Source organism: Rummeliibacillus sp. BSL5 (assembly GCF_052928305.1).
The window spans coordinates 61,140-81,350 of the sequence record NZ_JAVGCV010000008.1 but is presented as its reverse complement, the minus strand read 5'-3'; the positions used below and the strand labels follow the sequence as shown (position 1 = coordinate 81,350).

General features: G+C 38.1%; 28 protein-coding genes. 25 read left to right on the top strand and 3 right to left on the bottom strand.

Translation table 11 applies throughout. From position 1 onward, the window contains the following. Positions 1 to 9 precede the first annotated feature (9 nt). The 5 genes from RCJ93_RS15660 (at position 10) to RCJ93_RS15640 (ending at position 1,482) form a co-directional block, all read left to right on the top strand. The gene (locus RCJ93_RS15660; RefSeq protein ID WP_446739518.1) at positions 10 to 465 is read left to right on the top strand and encodes a hypothetical protein; all 456 of its coding nucleotides are present in this window, start codon (positions 10 to 12) and stop codon (positions 463 to 465) included. 139 nt (positions 466 to 604) lie between these two features. Next, positions 605 to 805, top strand: a complete 201-nt coding sequence (locus RCJ93_RS15655) for a DUF6011 domain-containing protein (protein ID WP_446739517.1) — start codon at positions 605 to 607, stop codon at positions 803 to 805. Beyond that, a complete protein-coding gene (locus RCJ93_RS15650) occupies positions 768 to 944 on the top strand; it encodes a DUF6877 family protein (protein ID WP_446739516.1) in 177 nt (58 codons plus the stop codon). The genes RCJ93_RS15655 and RCJ93_RS15650 overlap by 38 nt, the downstream gene beginning before the upstream one ends. Positions 945 to 962: 18 nt before the next feature. Beyond that, positions 963 to 1,148: a hypothetical protein gene (locus tag RCJ93_RS15645; RefSeq protein ID WP_446739515.1), complete on the top strand. Its 186-nt coding sequence runs from the start codon at positions 963 to 965 to the stop codon at positions 1,146 to 1,148. 142 nt (positions 1,149 to 1,290) lie between these two features. Continuing rightward, on the top strand, positions 1,291 to 1,482 hold the full coding sequence (locus RCJ93_RS15640; RefSeq protein ID WP_446739514.1) for a DUF3954 domain-containing protein: 192 nt from the start codon (positions 1,291 to 1,293) through the stop codon (positions 1,480 to 1,482). 110 nt (positions 1,483 to 1,592) lie between these two features. On the opposite strand, the gene RCJ93_RS15635 is transcribed toward RCJ93_RS15640, so the two are convergent. From RCJ93_RS15635 to RCJ93_RS15625, 3 genes are read right to left on the bottom strand one after another with little or no spacing between them, the layout of a single operon-like run. Then, on the bottom strand, positions 1,593 to 2,684 hold the full coding sequence (locus RCJ93_RS15635) for a Ger(x)C family spore germination protein (protein ID WP_446739513.1): 1,092 nt from the start codon (positions 2,682 to 2,684) through the stop codon (positions 1,593 to 1,595). Further along, positions 2,672 to 3,703, bottom strand: coding sequence for a GerAB/ArcD/ProY family transporter (locus RCJ93_RS15630; RefSeq protein ID WP_446739512.1), 1,032 nt, complete (start codon positions 3,701 to 3,703; stop codon positions 2,672 to 2,674). The genes RCJ93_RS15635 and RCJ93_RS15630 overlap by 13 nt, the downstream gene beginning before the upstream one ends. Continuing rightward, complete coding sequence (locus RCJ93_RS15625) at positions 3,700 to 5,118, bottom strand: spore germination protein (protein WP_446739511.1); 1,419 nt, start codon at positions 5,116 to 5,118, stop codon at positions 3,700 to 3,702. The genes RCJ93_RS15630 and RCJ93_RS15625 overlap by 4 nt, the downstream gene beginning before the upstream one ends. 413 nt (positions 5,119 to 5,531) lie before the next feature. Between RCJ93_RS15625 and RCJ93_RS15620 the strand changes: the two genes are divergently transcribed. The 20 genes from RCJ93_RS15620 to RCJ93_RS15525 all read left to right on the top strand — a co-directional run bounded on the left by RCJ93_RS15620 (position 5,532) and on the right by RCJ93_RS15525 (position 20,211). Beyond that, the gene (locus RCJ93_RS15620; protein WP_446739510.1) at positions 5,532 to 5,708 is read left to right on the top strand and encodes a hypothetical protein; all 177 of its coding nucleotides are present in this window, start codon (positions 5,532 to 5,534) and stop codon (positions 5,706 to 5,708) included. 20 nt (positions 5,709 to 5,728) lie between these two features. Continuing rightward, entirely contained in the window at positions 5,729 to 6,157 is a 429-nt protein-coding gene (locus tag RCJ93_RS15615; protein ID WP_446739509.1) for a hypothetical protein, read from the top strand. A 449-nt stretch (positions 6,158 to 6,606) separates the two neighbouring features. Beyond that, positions 6,607 to 6,861, top strand: a complete 255-nt coding sequence (locus RCJ93_RS15610) for a hypothetical protein (RefSeq protein WP_446739508.1) — start codon at positions 6,607 to 6,609, stop codon at positions 6,859 to 6,861. Between the two features lie 136 nt (positions 6,862 to 6,997). Beyond that, on the top strand, positions 6,998 to 7,474 hold the full coding sequence (locus RCJ93_RS15605; RefSeq protein ID WP_446739507.1) for a DUF1064 domain-containing protein: 477 nt from the start codon (positions 6,998 to 7,000) through the stop codon (positions 7,472 to 7,474). Beyond that, a complete protein-coding gene (gene terS / locus RCJ93_RS15600) occupies positions 7,443 to 8,243 on the top strand; it encodes a phage terminase small subunit (RefSeq protein WP_446739506.1) in 801 nt (266 codons plus the stop codon). The genes RCJ93_RS15605 and terS overlap by 32 nt, the downstream gene beginning before the upstream one ends. Further along, positions 8,236 to 9,516: a PBSX family phage terminase large subunit gene (locus tag RCJ93_RS15595; protein WP_446739505.1), complete on the top strand. Its 1,281-nt coding sequence runs from the start codon at positions 8,236 to 8,238 to the stop codon at positions 9,514 to 9,516. Before terS ends, RCJ93_RS15595 begins: the two co-directional genes overlap by 8 nt. A 14-nt stretch (positions 9,517 to 9,530) precedes the next feature. Continuing rightward, positions 9,531 to 10,937: a phage portal protein gene (locus RCJ93_RS15590; RefSeq protein ID WP_446739504.1), complete on the top strand. Its 1,407-nt coding sequence runs from the start codon at positions 9,531 to 9,533 to the stop codon at positions 10,935 to 10,937. Then, on the top strand, positions 10,938 to 11,852 hold the full coding sequence (locus RCJ93_RS15585) for a phage minor head protein (RefSeq protein WP_446739503.1): 915 nt from the start codon (positions 10,938 to 10,940) through the stop codon (positions 11,850 to 11,852). A gap of 35 nt (positions 11,853 to 11,887) precedes the next feature. Next, positions 11,888 to 12,106 (top strand): hypothetical protein, encoded by a 219-nt coding sequence (locus tag RCJ93_RS15580; protein WP_066790780.1) that lies wholly within the window; start codon positions 11,888 to 11,890, stop codon positions 12,104 to 12,106. Positions 12,107 to 12,218: 112 nt separating this feature from the next. Continuing rightward, entirely contained in the window at positions 12,219 to 12,830 is a 612-nt protein-coding gene (locus tag RCJ93_RS15575) for a phage scaffolding protein (RefSeq protein ID WP_066790778.1), read from the top strand. A gap of 13 nt (positions 12,831 to 12,843) precedes the next feature. Next, complete coding sequence (locus RCJ93_RS15570; RefSeq protein ID WP_066790774.1) at positions 12,844 to 13,818, top strand: major capsid protein; 975 nt, start codon at positions 12,844 to 12,846, stop codon at positions 13,816 to 13,818. 41 nt (positions 13,819 to 13,859) lie between these two features. Then, the gene (locus RCJ93_RS15565) at positions 13,860 to 14,087 is read left to right on the top strand and encodes a hypothetical protein (RefSeq protein ID WP_066790773.1); all 228 of its coding nucleotides are present in this window, start codon (positions 13,860 to 13,862) and stop codon (positions 14,085 to 14,087) included. Next, complete coding sequence (locus tag RCJ93_RS15560) at positions 14,071 to 14,394, top strand: phage head-tail connector protein (protein ID WP_446739502.1); 324 nt, start codon at positions 14,071 to 14,073, stop codon at positions 14,392 to 14,394. Before RCJ93_RS15565 ends, RCJ93_RS15560 begins: the two co-directional genes overlap by 17 nt. Further along, positions 14,387 to 14,914, top strand: coding sequence for a hypothetical protein (locus RCJ93_RS15555; RefSeq protein ID WP_446739501.1), 528 nt, complete (start codon positions 14,387 to 14,389; stop codon positions 14,912 to 14,914). Before RCJ93_RS15560 ends, RCJ93_RS15555 begins: the two co-directional genes overlap by 8 nt. Continuing rightward, on the top strand, positions 14,911 to 15,252 hold the full coding sequence (locus tag RCJ93_RS15550) for a hypothetical protein (protein WP_446739500.1): 342 nt from the start codon (positions 14,911 to 14,913) through the stop codon (positions 15,250 to 15,252). The genes RCJ93_RS15555 and RCJ93_RS15550 overlap by 4 nt, the downstream gene beginning before the upstream one ends. Continuing rightward, positions 15,245 to 15,715 carry a phage neck terminator protein gene (locus tag RCJ93_RS15545; protein ID WP_446739499.1) on the top strand — a complete coding sequence of 157 codons (471 nt, stop codon included), beginning with the start codon at positions 15,245 to 15,247 and terminating at the stop codon, positions 15,713 to 15,715. The genes RCJ93_RS15550 and RCJ93_RS15545 overlap by 8 nt, the downstream gene beginning before the upstream one ends. Before the next feature lie 10 nt (positions 15,716 to 15,725). Next, the gene (locus tag RCJ93_RS15540; RefSeq protein ID WP_446739498.1) at positions 15,726 to 16,736 is read left to right on the top strand and encodes a DUF3383 family protein; all 1,011 of its coding nucleotides are present in this window, start codon (positions 15,726 to 15,728) and stop codon (positions 16,734 to 16,736) included. A gap of 54 nt (positions 16,737 to 16,790) precedes the next feature. After that, entirely contained in the window at positions 16,791 to 17,189 is a 399-nt protein-coding gene (locus RCJ93_RS15535; RefSeq protein WP_150283792.1) for a phage structural protein, read from the top strand. A gap of 95 nt (positions 17,190 to 17,284) precedes the next feature. Next, a complete protein-coding gene (locus RCJ93_RS15530) occupies positions 17,285 to 17,575 on the top strand; it encodes a hypothetical protein (RefSeq protein WP_446739497.1) in 291 nt (96 codons plus the stop codon). 200 nt (positions 17,576 to 17,775) lie between these two features. Next, positions 17,776 to 20,211, top strand: a complete 2,436-nt coding sequence (locus tag RCJ93_RS15525) for a hypothetical protein (protein ID WP_446739496.1) — start codon at positions 17,776 to 17,778, stop codon at positions 20,209 to 20,211.

The window sequence follows — 20,211 nt, the reverse complement described above, 5'->3', positions numbered from 1 at the left end:
GGAGTTAGGGTGCAACAACAAATTTTCACTGATAAGAATGGTGAGCAGCTAATAGTACAATATCGCAAGTCAGCAATATTCTTCTTGAAAAAGTACAGAGAAGAAGATTTGAGAGAACACAGAAATGGCGGGCTTTATATTGATGGCAAGGGTCTTTACCACAGATTCGAATTTGCGGAAGAGAACTTTAAAGCGCTATACGATTTTTTAATAATTGTAGCTAGAAAAAGCTGGATATCATTTAACCCAAGAGTTGCAGATAGTATGGGTGCAGATTATGACGATTACTACGACAAAGAGTTTGATAATAATGGTTTGTTGCAAATTGGGAGTAATGTTATTAAAGCTGGTGGACCTTATGCACAACCGCCTAACAAATATAATTTAACTAGACTAATTAAGTTTAATAGGCGGAAGTTTGAATCATTTATTTACGATTTCAAAAAAGAATTAAACTGTAATTAACACAGGCTATAAAAGTTCGCAAGATTTCGAAATCAGAAAGTGAGGTAAGGGCATTGTCAGTATTTGAATTAATGATTGTAACGATTACCGTTGCAGAGATGTGTCTTGCTATCAGAATGGCGATGGAGGCTTAAAGTATATGAATGACGATAGTATATGCCTTTGTGCACGATGTAACCGGCCTTTAAAATCCAAGCGATCCATAAAGTTTGGTATTGGCCCTACTTGTCGGGTACGAAAAGCAGAAGAGGACTTTTTGAAGAACCAAGTAACAATTTTCGATATTTTAGGCGGTGAAAATGATGTCATTAGCGGAACAAATAGCGCAGCTTGCTCCTAAGATGCCAGTTGAGGTGTTGCAAGATGTGGACAAGCGTATTACAGATTATCTAGCAAGTGGTGGAAAACCGGAAGGACCTTACATTGAGCAGCAATTAAGATACATGAGAAATGTCGCGCGTGTATTAGAGCAAAAATAAAAAAGATGAGGTGATTAGATGGCTTGGGGAAGAGATGTTGGAAGAAAGATTCTTCGCGGCTATACAGCAATGGACTTACAAAAAAGGAATGATGACTATGAAACTCGCGGTTGGAAGCAAATTAGCAAGATTCAAACTGAATGCAGAGACAGCAGCGCATATGCAGTGTTAATGCAGCTAGAGAACAAAAGAAAACACGCTTGAATCAAATTCAAGCGTGTAGGAGCCTGTTAGATACGACGGTTTGCAGACCGTCCACTTTTATTATTATCAATCAGGTAATAATTATACGGATAAGAATCTAAAAAGATTCATTTTTATAAAAACATTAGAGCGGAGGCGTAATATGGTCAAAAAAATCCAGACAGATTCCGATATGATCGCCGAAATTGATTTACATGATAATGCTGTATATGTTGTTGCCAGCGGCAGAATTACCCGAGTAGATGCTCCACCGTCCGGTTATGGGAAACAAGAGATTAGTTGGTATAAGGGGGAGCCTACGCATTCGGAGATTAAATATACACAAAAGTTTTGAAAAATATAGGTATCTATTACTTTTTCTATATTGCAATAAGATAATTGGGACAATAAAAATACAAATTAAAAGGGAGTTCCATCAAAAATGATGACAACACCCTCATTAAATTATCGAATACTTCCACTGCGTATGATTTTCACATTTACATTTGCTTCTATTTGGATGTCTTTATATATTTCTTTCCATTTGCCTTCTCTCCATAATTGGGGATAATAGGCTCGGATATCTTCACCAATCCCAATTACATCGGAAGAAGCCTTTTGGCACTTTTTAAACATTCTAGTGATGTCTTTTTCTACGCTATCTTCAATAAATTTCTCTAATGGTTTTCTTACTTGCTTTCGATCTAAATGATCTGGCGGATATTCTGTCATAACAATAGGCATGTAAATATTATATTTCACCTTTATGTTATCTCCATCTTTTGTTATTTTCTTCTTTTTCTTAAAGCGAATGACATCAAACCCGACCGGTACCTCTTTTTCATTTCTGTTCCACAGATATGCTAACTCCACAATTTTTGATTTCCCATAGCCTAATAAAGTTGCAAAAGTGGATTCTCTTAGAGTAAGATACTCACCAGTGAATTTTTTTCCATTAAACAAAGCCATTCCTTCCACTTGAGGAAGAGCTTTGTCACTACTCGTTTTTAAGTATGGTAATCCAAGGTCTCTTCCTTCACTAAACATAAGGTTAGCTGCAATCTCCAAATTTGTTGTAGGATATATTGTAGCTTGCTCAAAACTCTGTATAAAATCTAAATAGTACTCTCCAATCTCCCTTGGTATGGTTTCTTTTAATTCTAAAAACCTTTTTGGCGTACCCTTTGTAATCGCAACCTTAGCTGTCATCGGACTCTGAGCTGATCGATAATAAACATCCAACAAATCGTATAAATCATCCTTAGCGGTTTCTTCACTAACTAATATAGTAGTCAATTCAGCTATATCCATCGTTTGCTCGGTTTTTTTATTGGCATTAATCCTTACTTCTCTCGCTGTTTTGCCTTTGCCTTCAAGCACTATATATTTAGTAGGGTCGTCACTTGAGCTAGGGTATGCATAGTAGGCTTTAAGATCTCCAATGGTTCCTTCTACGCCTACTACAGAAATAACAGAGAGTTCTTTATATAACCGTTGATCCCAACATCCACTAAGGAATAAAGTGCTTATAAGAAGAAAAACAATCACTTTGCGCATTTTGATCCCCTCCCTTTATTTTTCCAAATGACGAATATGGGTAAAATCACCGTATAAGGAATGTAAAAATATTGGAGATAATCTCTAAATAATTCTACAACCCCGATATTCAAAAAAGCTATACTTCCAATAAAGAGAAAAATATGCAATACGATCATTGGCATTTTTTCATGCTTCCGCTTTTTTTGAAAATAAACAACCCGAATATTAAATATAATCAGACTGAATGAAATAATACTCCAGCAGAGCCAAATATAGAGGAAGAAAATGTCTAGTCTTTTTACAAATGTAACTTCAATAGATTTTAATATATATAAGGTGGGTTCGGTAATATAAGGCAATGAAGCTGTTGCAAAATACATTTTTACTACCAATAATAAAAAGCCAGAAAACAGTGTTATTATGGATTGATAAATTAATATATCTTTAAAACGCAATTTATCTTCAGGTAAAACATATTTTCTTAATACTAAATAACCTTCTAAGCCTGTAAATGAAGCTAATCCATAAAGCGTCCCTATGATCCATTGGTGACCTGAACTTGTTCCAATAGGGAAAAGTCGGGAGAATTCTAATTCGGGTGTAGCAAACATAAGAAAAATTACAAATATTAAGACGAAAGGAATTAAAAAAACGGGCATATTTACAGCAGTTGATGGTCTACTGACACTAATGTAATAGGAAACGAAGAGCATTAATAGCAATGAAACTGAATTTGGTGTGTTTTCAAGCACCCAAATATTTAAAGTGTATTGAAGATAGATTAAAGATACTACTAACAAGAGAATCCAGCTAAAAATATAAATCCAGCCTATAATCTTTCCTAACTCAAAATATTTATAAAATTTTTCGTATAAACATAATTGAAGAAAAACAAAGGCGGCAGCAACAAAGAACATAATCCAAGCATCTCGTCCGCCCGCATTAAGAAGAGCTTCTGAATAAGCAATGAATATAATACCCGTCGTTCTAAAAAAGAGCATGAGAAAAAGCTGAACTTTTGTTATTGTAAAATTCATGTTTTTCTTCCTTTCGGATTAAAACTGTTGGATTGAACATCTGACTTGGTATGCTTTCCTCGAAAAAAAATTTGCCCAATTTTCATTGGTTCAAATGGAACAATTGGGTAAAAGTATGGTGACTTCAAAGAGCTTAAGTTGCATAAATGTATATTTAAAATTAGGAAACCAATCAATATGCCAAAGAAACCCAGTAATGCAGCTGAAAACATGAAAGGGAAACGTAATACACGCACCGAAGTATTTAACTCAACCGACGGTACAACATAGCTAGAAATTGCAGTCAATGCTACGACGATTACAACCATGTTAGACACTAAACCTGCATTAACGATGACATCTCCGACAACTAAACCGCCGACAATACCAATTGTTTGAACTAAAGATTTTGGCAACCGGACACTAGCCTCTCGGATCAATTCAATGATAATTTCGACAATTAACGCTTCAACTAGTGGTATATATGGTATTTCACTAATATCTAATTTTAGTTTTTTACTTAATTCAATTGGAAGAACTTCATAATGAAAACTGACTATAGCAATATAAAAGGCAGGTAAATAAACAGCTGTGAGGAAGCTAACGACCCTTACCATTCTATAAAAAGACCCGACAACTATACGGCTATTAAAATCGTCAGGTGATTGGTAAAATGAAAATAATGTGACAGGTGCCACATAAGCAGTTGGTGAATAATCGGTCATTAAAACAATTTTCCCCTCAGCAAGATTTGCAAATACTCTGTCTGGCCTTTCTGTATTCATTATTTGGGGGAATGGTGAGTAAGGTGAATCCTCAATGAAATCAGTCAATTGCCCTGATGTATATAATCCATCTGTTTTTTCTTTCATACCTACAAGCTTTCGCTCTAAATCTGCTAGGGTATCTTGATCAGCAAAACGCTCTAAATACATATAATAAATATCTGCTTTGTTTTCCGTTCCAACAGTCACCTTTTTTACAATTAAATTAGGCACTCGCATCCTTTTTCGAATAAGCCCCAAATTCACGTCTATATCTTCGACAAATCCTCCATGGGAGCCTCGTAAGACGGCTTCATTTGTCGGTTCTTCCGGAGACCGATGTGGCAAATTAGGCATGGTAAAACGTACCATTTGTTGAGTGTTTAATAAAAGTAGCACTGTATAACCTTGGCATACATAGTCCACTAATTGTTGTAGATTATAGCTTTCTTTTTGGGTGGCCATCGTTGCATCCCAATCTTTTTCATTAAACGTTGATTGTATTTTTAAGACGTTTACTATATCTTGTACATCTTTAGTATTAGCCATTGAACTATAGTAGCAAAGAATAGCATATTGATCATTTGGAAACGAGACCTCTCTTGCCACAAAATCTACAGAATTATAAAAAGTAGCGTTTAATTTTTCAACCATCGATTCTAGCTGGAGCATTCCATTCCTCCTGTTCTATTCTTTTGATGAATTTGGAAAGATTAGTCTGGTTCCTTTAACTTTTCTTTCTAATTTCATTATGGAACAGATTAATACATTTCAAACAGAAGAATCAGCCATTATTTAACTGCCTCACGACTTTGACTAAGACTTGCCCCATTGTTAATAAGTAGGAAACGCATTGTAATTTAACTCCATGACAGTAATCGTTCTTACCCTTCTTTTTTTGAGAGAAGTTTTTAAAATTATAAATAGAAAAATGTGTTGGGATTTCTTATACAAAAGAATCACAGATATGCTAAAATATTCTTAGCTTAATAACTGGCTTATCGGAACAACCGGGAGCATCGAATTTACGCATTGCTGCGTTCATTTGGTGCTCCTTTTTTATTAGCCGCAAAGGGGATGTGGGTATGAATGGTGTTCAAATAAAATGGGTGTCACATGCTTCAGAAGAAGAGATAAAGAAACAAGGTACAAATAGTCATAAAGAGAGAAAAGAACAGCTTACGCAAAGAGATATAGAAGAATTAATGGGTGTTCGTAGACCACGATATAGAAAAAGTGGCGGAGCTTTTAAACAGAGATAGAGATAAAAGGGGAAATGAAGATGACGCAAACTTTAACTAAGAAGAAATATTCAGCGGCTGAAATTTTGTCGATTATGACTAGTTACAATTGGATGATTAACTACATCGCCAATATGAGAGAAGAATTCAATGCTATTTATGCCCCTGTTGCAAAATACGATGGCATGCCACATGCTAAAGGCGGGAAAAGCGATCCCATATGGAATGAGATTACACGAATTGAAAGGTGTATTTCAGATTATGGTGAAACAGGAGACAAGGTATCTTTTATGCAGGAATTCCTTACATCAAGCGCGTTTGAAAAGATGGAAGAAAAAAATAAAATGATTCTCCAACATACACTTAATGGGATGAAACAAACCAAGATTGCTAAATTGCTAATGTGCTCACAACCTGCAATTCAGTACCGACAATGTAAAATTGCCGAATATATATGCGAAGAATGTTAATTTTATATATTTTATAGTTTTTATACTTTTTATGAAGTTTTTTTAAAGAAAAATTGTATTGTACACTGGAAGGCAGGTACCGGGGAGGCGGATTCCCCGGTCGTCCGAATACCTTCGGTATATGAATATTGTTTGCAAGATCATTAAAAAGGTTGAGAAAAACCAACCAACCCAAGAAGGCTATTGACGTTGGCTATATGCCGCTAAAACGGATTACGTCTGATATAAGCGAATAATACGGAGCATCAAATAATTAAATGCAGGCTACTGGACTAGGTATTATAGGCTCGGCTGTATTGTTCGTTTATATGAGATGCAAAATCACCATGATGATGTATATCTCAACATGAATTGAAACCCCTTATAAAAAGGCTATCGTTGCTTGCGGTAGCCTTTTTTCATATACTTCCTAGTTATTAACCTATATAGTTAGTGCAGGGGGTGAGGGAATGAAGAGAAGGTATATGGAATATAATGTCCATTTAAAACTCATTGGTGAGTTTATCGAAAGAATTATTTATTTAGTAAACAATCAAACCAAGAGTCAAAGTATAGAATTTCAATTGGCAATAGCGGGCTTTGACCATACATTAGAATTAATTAAAAACTCTAAACCGCCTAATGTAGTTAATGAGGAACATCAGAAACTGGTATCCGGTTTAACTGATTGGATAAATGCTATTAAGGAAGCTAATCGATTCTAGTGATAAAGTAGAGTAGCGTAATTCAAGCTTTATGAAGCTAAGGAAATATTGACTACTATATAGTACTGTTTATAAAAAGATCGATAATTAGCATCCTTCGGGGTGTTTTTTTATTTTGCAGAAATGAGGTGATGAAATGGCGCGTAGTAAATACAAAAACAAACAAGTTGAAGTCGATGGGATTATTTTCGATTCAACATTAGAAAGTCAATATTATTTGCATCTGAAACAATTGCAGGAACAAGGCATCGTGAAATCGTTTGAAATGCAAAAGACGTATTTACTGCTTGAAGGCTATTCGATTGAAGGGAAGAAACGACAGTCGATTAAGTTCACACCAGATTTCATTGTCCATTATGCAGATGAAATTACAAGAGTAATTGATGTAAAAGGCAGTGAAATGGCTATATCAAGAGATTTCCCATTGCGAAAGAAAATGTTTGAGTGTCGCTATCAAATTCCCATAGATGTGATTATGTGGTCCTCAATAGATGGTGGCTGGATTGAATATGAGAATTTAAAGAAAGCTCGCAAACTTAGGGCGAAAGATTCTGCTAAGAAACGAGGTGGTGATATGACTAATGCCAAGAGTACGCGATCCAAATCGGGATAAATCATTTGAGATATTTAAAGAGCATAGCGGCGATATTACAAACCGTAAAATTGCTGAGATGTTGGGTTGTCCTGAAAAGAGTATTGGTGGTTGGAAATCAAAGGACAAATGGAATAAGAAATTGAACGGAGTACTCCAAACAGATGAACGGAGTACTCCGAATAGTAAAGCTCCCTTAAAAGCTAGTAAAGCAAAGGGTGAAGAAGAAAAGAAGTCCTATCGCAGTAATCCGAAGAACCAATTCACGAAACGGAATGAAGCATCTGTAAAACATGGCTTCTATCGTAAGTGGTTGCCACAAGATATGTTAGAGATCATCGAAGACACTAAGACCATGACACTAGCAGATAGGTTATGGTTCCAGATTGAAACAAAGTTCGCTTCACTCATCCAACTGCATAAAATCATGTTCGTAGAAAATCGCTTTGACACTTTGCGAGAGGAAGATATGACAGCCGATGGTCAGACTGGCTCTTCAACGCGCTACAAGGTTGTATATGCCTTTGAACAATATGCAGAGTACATTAAGACAGAAGCGCGCTTAACAGCCGAATGGCGCAATGTAGTGAAGCAATTCTTGGAGCTTTCGGATGAATACGATGAGCGACGTATGAAGCTAGAGCAAATGCAGCTAAATATTGAGAAGACCAAGACGGACATTGAACGCAATAACATTGCTATTCGAAAAGAAACTGGTGAGGAAGAAGAGTACGAAGACGATGGATTCATCGAAGCACTTGGAGGCGCAGAGGTGAATTGGGATGATTAAACGAAAGAAAAAGCCCGCTCTCTTCAAGTTCTCGCCGTTTAGTATGAAGCAAAAGAAAGTCCTCACTTGGTGGGTTCATGGCAAGTCGCCATACAAGGACAAAGACGGTATCATTTGCGACGGATCAGTCCGAGCTGGTAAAACGGTTGTGATGTCTCTTTCGTACATCATGTGGGCGATGGAAAGCTTTGACGATGAGAACTTAGGTATGGCCGGTAAAACAATTGGTTCATTTAGACGTAACGTTTTCAAGCCTTTGTCGAAGATGTTACGAAGCCGTAAGTATCAAGTCAAAGAACATCGTACAGAAAACATGTTTACCGTTACGAAGAATGGTAAGACAAATCACTTTTACTACTTTGGTGGTAAAGATGAAGCTTCACAAGATCTTATCCAAGGGATTACACTCGCCGGAATGTTTTTCGATGAAGTAGCGCTTATGCCGAAATCATTCGTTGACCAAGCAACGGCGCGTTGTTCTGTTGAAGGTGCAAAGTTCTGGTTCAACTGCAACCCAGCGGGCCCTTATCATTGGTTTAAAACAGAATTTATCGACAAGATGGAAGAGAAGAATCTATTCCAGATTCATTTCTTGATGGATGACAACCCTTCGTTATCTGATCGTGTTAAAGAACGTTATAAGCGCATGTATAGTGGCGTATTTTTCAAGCGATTCATTCTTGGGTTATGGGTACTTGCCGAAGGTGTTATCTATGACATGTTCGATAATGAAAAGCATGTAGTAGAGACTGTTGAACGTGAATATGAAAAGTATTATGTCAGTATCGACTATGGTACTCAAAACCCTACAACATTTGGTTTGTGGGGTCTTTTTAATGGTGTTTGGTACAAGATAAAGGAATATCACTATGATGGCCGCCAGAAGTCAAAACAGAAGACTGATGAAGAATATGCAAATGATTTAGAACAATTTATTGGTGATGTTTCACACTTTAAAGGTATTATTGTCGATCCGTCGGCAGCATCTTTCATTGCTGTATTAAAGAAGCGCGGTTTGCGTGTAATTAAAGCAAAAAACGATGTGCTGGACGGTATTCGTAACGTAGCAACAGCCTTAGAAAAGCAATTGATTAAGTACAATGATTGCTGCAAAGAAACCTTTCGAGAGTTTTCATCTTACATTTGGGATGAGAAAGCTGCAGATCGTGGCGAAGATAAACCAGTAAAGCAGAATGACCACCAAATGGACGGTGACAGATACTTTGTGAATACAGTTGTGATGAAGAAACGTGGTATTACAATTTTGAAGTAAGGAGGCGATAACAGTTGCATTGGCTACTTGGAAGGACTCAAACAGATGAGTTCATAGAAATTATAGAAAACAACAAGCCGAAAGCGATCGATACAGTTAAGGAACTGTACACGACATTCAATCCATCGAAATTATTAGAAGGCGTAAGGTATTACTTTACCGAAAACGACATTCTGAATAAGAAAGTATATATCTATGATGCAAACGGCACCAAATTAGTTGATGGCGACGCAACAAGAGAAGCATCCAAGATACCATCGGGCTTTCACAAGATATTAGTTGACCAAAAAGTCGGCTATCTTGCTGGGGAGCCTCTTTCTTTTGGTTCAAAAAGTGATGACAAGAAGGCGCTTGAACTCATCGAAGAATTAATCGGTGAAGAGTTTGAAGATACGCTACCGGAATTAATTTTGAATGCTTCAAACAAAGGTAAAGAGTGGCTTCATCCTTATGTCGATGAGGATGGAGAGTTTCAACACATCATCATACCAGCAGAAGAGTTTATCCCTATCTACGATACGAAGCGGAAGGATAAACTTCGGGCGGGCATTCGTTTTTATAAGGTTACCGATAAGGTAGTGAAGCTAGAATTATGGACCCCAGATGATGTGACCTACTATGAAATGCTTAACGGCGAAATCTTTATTGATGTGAACGAAGAGATCAACCCAGCGCCGCATTTCTACCAAGGTGATAAAGGTGTGAGTTGGGGGAATGTTCCTTTCATCGAATTTAAAAATAATGAATTTGGTGTATCAGACCTTACCTTTTACAAAAGGCAAATTGACGGCTACGACTCATTAGTGAGTACTACGCAAGACGTCTTAGAGGATATTCAAGCAATGATCTATGTTTTAAAAGGCTACGAGGGTGAGAATTTAGAAGAATTTAAAACGATGCTCAAACGATATCGTGCTATCACGATGGAAGCAGAGGAAGGTTCTGGCGTCGATACGTTAAGCGCCGAGGTTCCAGTTGAAGCTTATAAAACACAACGAGACACTTATACCACTGATATTTATTCTTTCGGTCAAGGTGTAAATCCATCGCCGGATATTATCGGAGATGCTCCAAGTGGTGAGGCGTTACGGAACCTATATTCATTGTTGGACATTAAGGCTTCCATGTTAGAGCGTAAATTCACCAAAGCTTTGAGAAAGTTCATGTGGTTTGTTGCGAAGTACGCTAAGTTGAGCAAAAAAGGTGAGTTTGATTATCGAGATATCACATTCACTTTTAACAAAATGATCCTGACTAATGAATCACAAATCGTTGATATGGCTCAAAAGAGTTTAGGGGTTATCTCGCAAACTACAATTATTGAAAATCATCCTTGGGTTAAAGATGTGCAACTGGAGCAAGAGCGGTTGGAAAAGGAAAAAGATGATATAGAACCTCTTGTTGTAAAAGAAGGTGGCTAGATGATTGATTTAGATAAGTACGCTAAGTTACTCGCAAAGTGGTCGGATAAAGTCACTAAGAAGTATGAAAAAGAGTTAAACAGTATGTACAGCGAGTTAATTAAAGCGGCTCTCGCTCTTCTAGGCAGCATATTTAACAGCTACGAGAAAGACGGCAAGCTTACCTATGCCGAAATGATGAAATACAAGCGATTAGACAGCTTTCATACTCAAATGAATGTCTTAATCAATACAATGTCCAAAAAGCAACGAGATAGCCTGCTAGACTTGTTAGATGAACACTATGTGTATAGTTGGGATTGGATGGCGTGGGCTATCGAAAATGAGGCAGATATTCGTTTGAAAAATATGAAGACAAAGGTAGAACAAGTTGAAAAGGCCATGCAGAATCCAATTAGCGGCCTTACACTTGACGAAACCTTGGAGAAAAATCGGCGCGAGATTATCATCAAAGTAAAACGTGAGGTTACTCAATCACTTGTTCAAGGAAGTACCTACAAGCAAACCGCTAGCAGGCTTACAAAGGCATTTGAAGGTGATTATGTTAAATCAGTTCGGGTTGCTCGAACTGAGACGCATAGAGTACGTGAGCAAGCTTCTTTAGGGTCTGCACAAGAAGCGAATAGCCAAGGTATTGTCATGATGAAACGATGGATGAATATGAAAGATGAAAGGGTCCGTCGCACTCCAAAGGCTAACCATGTATCACTAGGCGGTCAAAGTGTTCCAGTTGATGAACCATTTGATTTAGGTGGAGAGGAAAAAGGACAAGCACCAGGTATGACAGGCTATGCTCATCACGATATTAATTGTCGATGCTTAACAGGTTATAACATAGAGCGAATAGAAAAGCAGAGTCAGAAAGATGTTGCGAAAAGAACTTTTGAAGAATATCGGAAGGCTATTTCGAAATAAGTAAGTTCGATGTATCATTTTACCGAGGTGGGAAAATGAAAAAATACGATTTAATAATTAGGACTAAAAGAAATAGGCGGTTTTATTCAGAAATTGGAGCAGATAATTATAAAGCTGCGAAAGAAAGATTAGACATTGTTCTAAGCCAAAATACCTTTATAACTTGTAGCCTAGAGGAAGGCGGCGAATGTGTATTTTTAGCAGTTTCTGAAATAGCATATATAGCATTAATAGATAATCCAGAAGAAGAATAAATAAGGGTCACTCATCTGAGTGGCTTTTTATTTCGCCCTAAGCAAGGCGTTAAAGGGCTTTTTATTATGCCTACGTGTCGTTACACGTAAAAAACGAATAGGAGGAGAAGAGATGAACAAAGAAGCACTACTCGCATTAGGATTAACAGAAGAGCAAGCAGATAAGGTTATAACAGGTTTTGGTCAAATGGTTCCTAAAAGCCGTCTTGATGACAAAATTCAAGAGGTTAAGGACTTACAAGGCCAAATTACAGATCGTGATAATCAGCTTGACGATTTAAGCAAGAAAGCAGCTGGCAATGAAGAATTGCAGAAGCAAATTCAAACATTACAAGAGCAGAACCAAACGACGGTTGCTGACTATGAAGAAAAGTTAAAGCAAAAAGACTTCGATTTTACATTGTCAGAAGCATTACGTAATGCAAAAGCTAAGAACCCGAAAGCAGTTAAAGCTCTATTAGACGTGGAAGGCATCAAGCAAGATGGACAAACGCTTTTAGGCCTTGAAGATCAACTGAAGGCTTTGAAAGAATCAGATGCTTATTTATTTGAATCCGATAGTTTGAAGGGCAAAACACCACCAGCAGGCGGTCAACATTTACCAGGTGGCTACAATAAACCAAATCCGTTTGCGAAAGATACATTTAATTTAACGGAACAAGGGATTTTGCTACGTGACAATCCCGACTTATACAATCAATTGAAAGCCCAAACTGGGCAATAGGAGGAATTAATTTATGCCAATTACACGTATTGGAGATATCATTCAACCAGAGATTTTCACAAACTATGTCACTCAACGAACAATGGAATTATCAAATGTATTAAACAGCGGAATTGCAACAAATGACGCAGAATTCAACGCATTAGCAAGTGGACCAAACACTCTTGTCAACATGCCTTACTTCAATGATCTTACAGGTGATTCAGAAGTAATGTCGGATGACGGTTCTTTAACTCCAGGGAAAATCGGCACAAGCAAAGACGTTGCTCGTAAACAAGGGCGTGCAAAAGCGTGGGGAGCAAACGGCTTATCAGCATTGCTTTCAGGTGCTGATCCTATGGGAGCAATCGGAAATCTTGTGACAAACTATTGGGCTCGTGATCGTCAAAAAGTATTACTTTCAACACTAAAGGGCGTATTTTCTTCCGCATCAATGGCTAAGAAAATTCATGATATTTCTGGTGAAACGGATGCAGGTGCACTATTCACCGCTAATAGTTTCTTAGATGCAGTACAAATCATGGGGGATGCAAAAGACTCTTTAGCAGCTATTACAATGCACTCAGCCGTTGAAACGTATCTTGCTAAACTTCAATTAATTGAGTATGTACAACCTGCAGGCCAACCAGTAAGAATCCCTTACTTTATGGGTAAACGTGTCATTGTGGATGATGGCATGCCTTATGATACTGCAACAGGCGTGGCAGAAACGTATATCTTTGGTCAAGGCGCATTGGCTTGGGGTAATGGTAAGCACCCGAATATTATTGAGACTGAAACAGATCGTGACACAATGGCTTCATCAGGTGAAGATTTCTTAATCAATCGTAATATCTTTATGCTCCATCCACGTGGGGTGAAATGGACTGAATCAGCAGTTGCAGGCGATTTCCCAACAAACACAGAATTAGCAACTGGCTCCAACTGGGAATTAGTTTATGAACCTAAAGCAGTTCGTATGGTTGATTTCAAGTTCAAAATTAAATAAGAGGGCGCTTAGGCGCCCTTTTGTTATGAAAGGGTGATTGTATGGGAGCTTATACATTTCGGCGTGCTCGTGAGCGGTTAGCGGCTAAAAACCATTCATATGAGCAATTGAATGCCATGAAGATTTCTCAAATTAAAGGAATCTTAGATTCAAAACAGATTGATTACAAATCTAACGGCACTAAAAAAGAGTTAATATCTTATTTGGTAGAGATTCCAGAAGAGCAACCAGGTAGCGAAGTGAGTGATAATGATGGCGATGACTCTTGATGAATTGAAGATACGTATTAATGCCACTGCTGATGATCTTGTATTGCAAACAAAGCTTGATGATGCAATTGACTTTGTCTGTGGTTATCTACATCGTACATTCAACGATGAAAAGCCAATGCCCTTGAAAGTAAAAAGGATTGTAGCGAAGTATGTACAGTCTGAATTGACGTTCACAGATGGAATAAAATCTGAAAGCATAGACGGTTTATCACAGACGTTTGAAAGTAAAAGTGAACGTGACAACGCCATAAAAGCTGAACTACGTTCTACAGGCTTAAGAAAGGTTGCGTGGTATCGTGGCTAGAATCAAAATCAAAGACAACAACAAAATACCACAGGCCATTAAAACGATTGAAAAAATCAATCGCAAAAAGGTAAAAGTCGGCTATTTCACAGGTGATTTTTACGATGGTAACGGGGAGCTCACTGTAAAAGGTTTGGCTGCAGTTCATGAGTTTGGTGTTCAAATCCAAGTTACACCGAAAATGAGATCCTTCTTGCATCATAAAGGACTACACTTGAAAGATTCTACAACCCATATCACGATTCCAGAACGTAGCTTTGTACGAACCGGAGCGGATCAGTCTAGGTTTGCAGTTGTTCAAAAGACAGAAGAACTTATTAGGGATGCCATTACTGGAAACATCTCAATTGAATTGCTCTATGAAATGATTGGTGAAGAAATGAGAGCAGAAATTCGTGAACATGCTATTGATTTACAGAATCCAGCCAATCATCCATGGACTGTTGAAAATAAAGGCTCGTCAAATCCTCTTGTTGCTACAGGTAATATGATTGGAGCGATGGAGGTTGGAGTGAAATGATGTTCAACTTTGACCGATTGATAGCAAAGTATAGTTCTACTTTCACGGCTAAGATTACAACAGAGGGCTATTATGATGATGGTGGTAAGTACCATAAAGGCGAAACGAAAGAGGTTTCCTATACAGGCGCGGTGATGCCAATAACAGCGAAATCCGTTTATGCCAGCGGTGGTAAATACACTACGTCAGATGCAAAGCTCTATATAAAAACTCGGCTTAAGGAAGGCACGAAGATAACACACGATAATCATTTGTACACTGTACAAGATGAAAAGTCGTATGAACGCTTTGGTGGCTTCTTTTATTATGTGCTAAAGGCGGTGGATAGCCTTGCTTGATATAGAATCTATCCGTTCGGCCATCGTTAGAAATCTAAAGGCAACTACAGGTATTCAAACCATTATTGCTGAACAATCAAATGAACAACCACCTTATCCGTTCATTGCTATTAAGTTCACTACACTTGGAAAACAGGTGGGGAGAGCGACACAGTACATGAAAGAGGATGGACAGCATACCGAGCGAGATATCGAAATGGTATTGTCTGTTTCTTCTTTTAGTGAGGAAATGGACGAATCAATCAATAATGCTTATGCAGCACTTCAATTTTTCGAAGTAGACGGCATTCAAACGTTGCAGGAAGCTAATATCGCCGTCGTAAAGACAACAGAAATATCAAATAGAGATACGTTTATCTCAATCGAATATGAGCGTAGAACAGGGTTTGATGTTCGCATTAGAACTAGGGCTCAATCGATAAAAGAACTCGATTCCATCGATACAATAAATATCAATAATTAGGAGGAAGAACATGCCTTTAAAAGATGTTACCGTCACGATTAATATTCAAAAATCATCTAAGTTAACAGGCTTAGGTAAGCCGTTAATATTAGCGAAGTTCACTGGCGATTCAACTTATAAAAATTATGCTGATCCATTAGATGTTGCAAAAGATTTCGGCGCTGATACGGTGGTTCATAAGTTAGCTAAAGCACTAATCAACCAAGGAAACACAGCGCCATCCAAGATTGCTATTGCCACGTATGATCCTGCAGCCGAATCCGCTATGACTGCAGCCGATGCACTTAGAAAATTCTATGATGAGGATTGGTACTTTGTTGTTTCTGATACTCAGGTAGAAACAGAAGTGAAGGCTATTGCTGATGTAGTGGAAGGTAAAGGGGTCAAGTTACACGGAACAACTGTAACAGCTCTTGAAGCACTAACAACATTGAAAGGTTATAACTATGATCGCACCTTTGCTATGTTGCATACAACAGTCAATGAGTATGCTGCTGAAGGATTAATTGGATCGGTTGGTTCCAGAGATGTTGGCTCAATTACGTGGAAGTTTAAATCAATCAACGGATTAACGCCACAGCAAGTGACAGAAGATGAATTGAAAGATATTCACGCATTAAATGGCTTTGCCTATGTAACGAAATCTGGCATCCCTCAAACATCAGAGGGAAAAGTATTGAGCGGTGAATATATCGATGTTATTCATTCGAAAGACTGGATTAAGATTAATATTGAAGAAGCTGTTCAGCAAGTCTTTGTGAAAAACGGCAAGATTTCATATACAGACGATGGTATCACGCTATTGGCTAATGCAGTTAAATCAATTCTAAAGGCAGCCTTTGATATGGGCATGATTGCCGAGGATTCAGAGGGCAGCCCTTTGTATAGCGTCGCAACGGTTTCACGCGTTGATACACCATCCAGTGATCGTGAATCACGTGTGTATAACGGCTTATCATTTACCTTTGAATTAGCCGGAGCAATTCACGAAGCAAATATTGCGGGCGAAATTATGATCTAGTTAAAGACATTCATTTGAATGTTTTTTTATTTTGGAGAGAAAAGAGGGCCTTAAATGGATATTAAAACTTATGATGCGAGAAAAGTGAATGTTGATGTAGGTGGAATTTCGCTAACTGGTTTTGGCGAAGATACAATGGTTGAATGCTCGCAAGATGACGATACAATGTCCGCCAAGAACGACGCTAAAGGGAATGTAGGTATTACAATCAATAACAAAACGATGGGAACAATTAAAGTCACTTTAATGCAAACATCTCCATCGGTCAATTACCTAGATAAGCTAGCGAAGAGCCGAAAAATTTTCCCTATTTGGGTAACGTCAAACAACGAAATTAAAGAGGTTGTTGGCGGAACTAAAGCTTTCGTCACAAAGCCTGCAGATAAATCTTTCGGTGCTGAGGTAGATGAACGACAATTCGAAATTCGAGTGACCGACTACACAGTAGAATAGGCGGTGAGGGGCTATATGCCCCTTTTCTTATGCATAAAACAGTGAAAAGACATTTACTACTCAAACAAAAAATGAAAAAACAGGAGGCTATTAAAATGGCTAAATACGGAGAAAAGAAAGTAATCACTTTTAAAGATAAAAAAGGCAAAGAGACTAAATTCAATCTTCAACATGTTGGTTTACAAGGATCATTCGAGATTCTAGACCGGACGAAGGATGCAAATGGCAATACAAGTATCACTGCAATGCATAGTGAGTTATTCGAACACGTTATCCGCACAGAGGACAATCAACAAGTAAGTTATGATTGGTTTGAAGATCAGGATTTCGGTTCCGAGATGTTAAAAGAAGTGGTAAAGGAATCAACAAAGTTCATATTTCAATAAGCCTAAATCAAAATCGTTTTACAAAAAGCTGGCGAAACAACGCTGGCTTTTTTGGAGAATCATTATAGAAGATGTTGTTGATTATAAAACTGCAATGACAATGTCGCTCGATGAAATCATGGAAGCAAATGCGGCTCTTGACTTTAAAAAAGAGATAGAAAAGCGAGCGAACAAGAATAAGAAGAGGTGAGGTGATATAAATGGCATTACGTGATATAGATGTTGATATCGAGCTTGATGTCGATTATGGAGAACTCACCTATCTTAATGAGGAAATCTATGAGACATTACGGTTGTTGAAAGGTATTGACGATGATAATATCATTGACCTTACACGTGAGTTTAGACGGATGGGGCGTCAAGTAGACAACGCTTCTCAAGATGTTCGACAATTAAACCGACAAGTTGAAACCTTATCGGATATCAATGTAGATGTTGATATAGAAGATCCACTGGCCGATATTAAACGACTACAGATGCAAATCGAAGCACTTGACCGTGAAGATATTAATGTAGACATCGATATCAGAAACGCTGCAAGTGAACTAACAAAGCTCTATACCCAAATCAAGATGATGGATGGTAAGGATATCGATATTAACGTTGATGTTAATGGAGCCTTAAAAGAATTAGGTTTGCTAAGAGCTCAACTCAATGCATTTAAGGCTACCAATTCTATATCACTGCCGAGCATGGGCATGGATTTACTCTCCAATTTCAATCTTGTTGGATTGGCTAAAGCCGCCGGTATTATCGTAGCCCTCCCTGTTTTACTCCCTATTGTCGCTACCTTAATCGGTGCTGTTGGAACGCTAGGCGTAGCGATAGGTGTATTGGCAGGCGGTTTGTTAGGCATAGCAAGTGCAGCTGTAATAGCAGGTGGAGGACTTCTTGCGTTTAGTAGTCTTGCAATTTCATCTATTAGTGATTTGTATGAAGAGGACGCCAAATTAACGAGTGAACAAAAGCAACTTAAACAAGAGACTGATAAGCTGGTTGATTCGTGGGGAGATTTAAAAGAAAGTCTAAGTGATGAAGTGTTCGATGTAGCGTCTAGCGGGGTTAAGTCCTTAAATAAGCTTTTGGATATGTCTACTCCAATACTAGAACATGCCGGAGATTCAGTTGCTAAATTGTTAGGTAGTTTCGATAAATCTTTAAAAACAGATGAAGTTAAGAGCTTTTTTAAGTACGTAGACAGTTCGATAGGACCTTTAACTGAAAGCCTTGGTGACGGGTTAGGGTATGCTCTAAAAGGTGTAGCGAACTCAATAGTAGCCCTTGGTCCTTTGACTTCATGGATGGCAGATGGTTTTGAAAACATGATGGGTAAATTCGCAGATTGGACAGCGGGTTTAAAGGGCTCAGATGGCATGAAGAAGTTTATTGACTACACAAAAGATAATCTACCTAAGATTGGTTCAATCCTTGGAGATGGATCAAAAGGGGTAGTGAAATTTTTCGCTGCCTTTGATACAACTGCAGCAGATGGCCTTGATTGGCTAGCCGATAAAATGAAAGATTTTTCTAAGTGGGCTAGTGGTTTAGGTGAGAATGAAAGTTTCCAAAAGTTCTTGAATTACATCAAAGAAAACGGACCAGAAATTGCTAATATTGTTGGCGACGTTTCAAAATCTATCGGGAAATTAATCGGCTCTTTATCTGAAGATGGTGAGAGTAAATTAGGTTTCTTATCGGATTTGAGTGATTTTGTTCTTAAGTTAGAGGATAGCGGTTTTACTGACTTAGTCAAAAGTCTAATGACATTTGACTTAAAGGGAGTATATACATCTCTCGGTGATATGGCAGGTGGGCTATTCGAAAAGATAAATATATCTGATTGGTTTAAAAAGATAGATTTAGGCGGATTGTTCGCCGACTCTATTTCTGCAGCAATACCTAGCATTAAATTGCCAAAGTTAGTTTTTTCTAAATTTGATTGGCCTAAATTCCCAGATTTTAAATGGCCGAGTATACACTTCCCTAAATTCAGTTGGCCGTCATGGCCGAAGTTTAATTGGCCATCGCTACCGTCTTTTAAGTGGCCTGGATTACCATCTTTCAAATGGCCTGGATTACCGAAGTTTTCATTTCCTTCACTTCCAAAATTCTCATGGCCGCATTTGCCGAAGTTTTCATGGCCATCTTTGCCGAAATTCAGTTGGCCGTCGCTTCCTAAGTTTAGCTGGCCTTCTTTTCCTAAATTCAGTTGGCCAAGCTTACCAAAGCTTTCCGTATCTTTACCTAAGTTACCTAGTTGGTTAAACGGATCTCACGCTAATGGATTAGGCCGCGTTCCTTTCGATGGATATACAGCAGAACTTCACAAGAATGAAGCTGTACTGACTGCTCAACAATCAGACACACTTCGTTCTGCAGGGATGCTTCAAGGTGATGGGGCATATCCAACGCTTGATATGAACGCAGTTGGTAATTATGAACCTTTAGCAGCGACTTCATCAAACACTACCACAGCAAGCACTACTTCAAGCAAGACAGTAGTTATTGAAGCGCCTGTAACCATTCATTTGGAAGGTGGAAAAGACGGAGAAAGCACTGCAAAGAATATAAAAGATCAATTAGAAGAATACTTCGAGGATTTACAAGACATATTCACGGTTGTATTGGAGGGATAG

Bases quoted from the DNA above. Each gene is read 5' to 3' on its own strand.
- RCJ93_RS15655 (WP_446739517.1), top strand. From the start codon at position 605: ATGAATGACGATAGTATATGCCTTTGTGCACGATGTAACCGGCCTTTA.
- RCJ93_RS15650 (WP_446739516.1), top strand. From the start codon at position 768: ATGTCATTAGCGGAACAAATAGCGCAGCTTGCTCCTAAGATGCCAGTT.
- RCJ93_RS15645 (WP_446739515.1), top strand. From the start codon at position 963: ATGGCTTGGGGAAGAGATGTTGGAAGAAAGATTCTTCGCGGCTATACA.
- RCJ93_RS15640 (WP_446739514.1), top strand. From the start codon at position 1,291: ATGGTCAAAAAAATCCAGACAGATTCCGATATGATCGCCGAAATTGAT.
- RCJ93_RS15635 (WP_446739513.1), bottom strand. From the start codon at position 2,684: ATGCGCAAAGTGATTGTTTTTCTTCTTATAAGCACTTTATTCCTTAGT.
- RCJ93_RS15630 (WP_446739512.1), bottom strand. From the start codon at position 3,703: ATGAATTTTACAATAACAAAAGTTCAGCTTTTTCTCATGCTCTTTTTT.
- RCJ93_RS15625 (WP_446739511.1), bottom strand. From the start codon at position 5,118: ATGCTCCAGCTAGAATCGATGGTTGAAAAATTAAACGCTACTTTTTAT.
- RCJ93_RS15620 (WP_446739510.1), top strand. From the start codon at position 5,532: ATGAATGGTGTTCAAATAAAATGGGTGTCACATGCTTCAGAAGAAGAG.
- RCJ93_RS15615 (WP_446739509.1), top strand. From the start codon at position 5,729: ATGACGCAAACTTTAACTAAGAAGAAATATTCAGCGGCTGAAATTTTG.
- RCJ93_RS15610 (WP_446739508.1), top strand. From the start codon at position 6,607: ATGAAGAGAAGGTATATGGAATATAATGTCCATTTAAAACTCATTGGT.
- RCJ93_RS15605 (WP_446739507.1), top strand. From the start codon at position 6,998: ATGGCGCGTAGTAAATACAAAAACAAACAAGTTGAAGTCGATGGGATT.
- terS (WP_446739506.1), top strand. From the start codon at position 7,443: ATGCCAAGAGTACGCGATCCAAATCGGGATAAATCATTTGAGATATTT.
- RCJ93_RS15595 (WP_446739505.1), top strand. From the start codon at position 8,236: ATGATTAAACGAAAGAAAAAGCCCGCTCTCTTCAAGTTCTCGCCGTTT.
- RCJ93_RS15585 (WP_446739503.1), top strand. From the start codon at position 10,938: ATGATTGATTTAGATAAGTACGCTAAGTTACTCGCAAAGTGGTCGGAT.
- RCJ93_RS15580 (WP_066790780.1), top strand. From the start codon at position 11,888: ATGAAAAAATACGATTTAATAATTAGGACTAAAAGAAATAGGCGGTTT.
- RCJ93_RS15575 (WP_066790778.1), top strand. From the start codon at position 12,219: ATGAACAAAGAAGCACTACTCGCATTAGGATTAACAGAAGAGCAAGCA.
- RCJ93_RS15570 (WP_066790774.1), top strand. From the start codon at position 12,844: ATGCCAATTACACGTATTGGAGATATCATTCAACCAGAGATTTTCACA.
- RCJ93_RS15565 (WP_066790773.1), top strand. From the start codon at position 13,860: ATGGGAGCTTATACATTTCGGCGTGCTCGTGAGCGGTTAGCGGCTAAA.
- RCJ93_RS15560 (WP_446739502.1), top strand. From the start codon at position 14,071: ATGGCGATGACTCTTGATGAATTGAAGATACGTATTAATGCCACTGCT.
- RCJ93_RS15550 (WP_446739500.1), top strand. From the start codon at position 14,911: ATGATGTTCAACTTTGACCGATTGATAGCAAAGTATAGTTCTACTTTC.
- RCJ93_RS15540 (WP_446739498.1), top strand. From the start codon at position 15,726: ATGCCTTTAAAAGATGTTACCGTCACGATTAATATTCAAAAATCATCT.
- RCJ93_RS15535 (WP_150283792.1), top strand. From the start codon at position 16,791: ATGGATATTAAAACTTATGATGCGAGAAAAGTGAATGTTGATGTAGGT.
- RCJ93_RS15530 (WP_446739497.1), top strand. From the start codon at position 17,285: ATGGCTAAATACGGAGAAAAGAAAGTAATCACTTTTAAAGATAAAAAA.
- RCJ93_RS15525 (WP_446739496.1), top strand. From the start codon at position 17,776: ATGGCATTACGTGATATAGATGTTGATATCGAGCTTGATGTCGATTAT.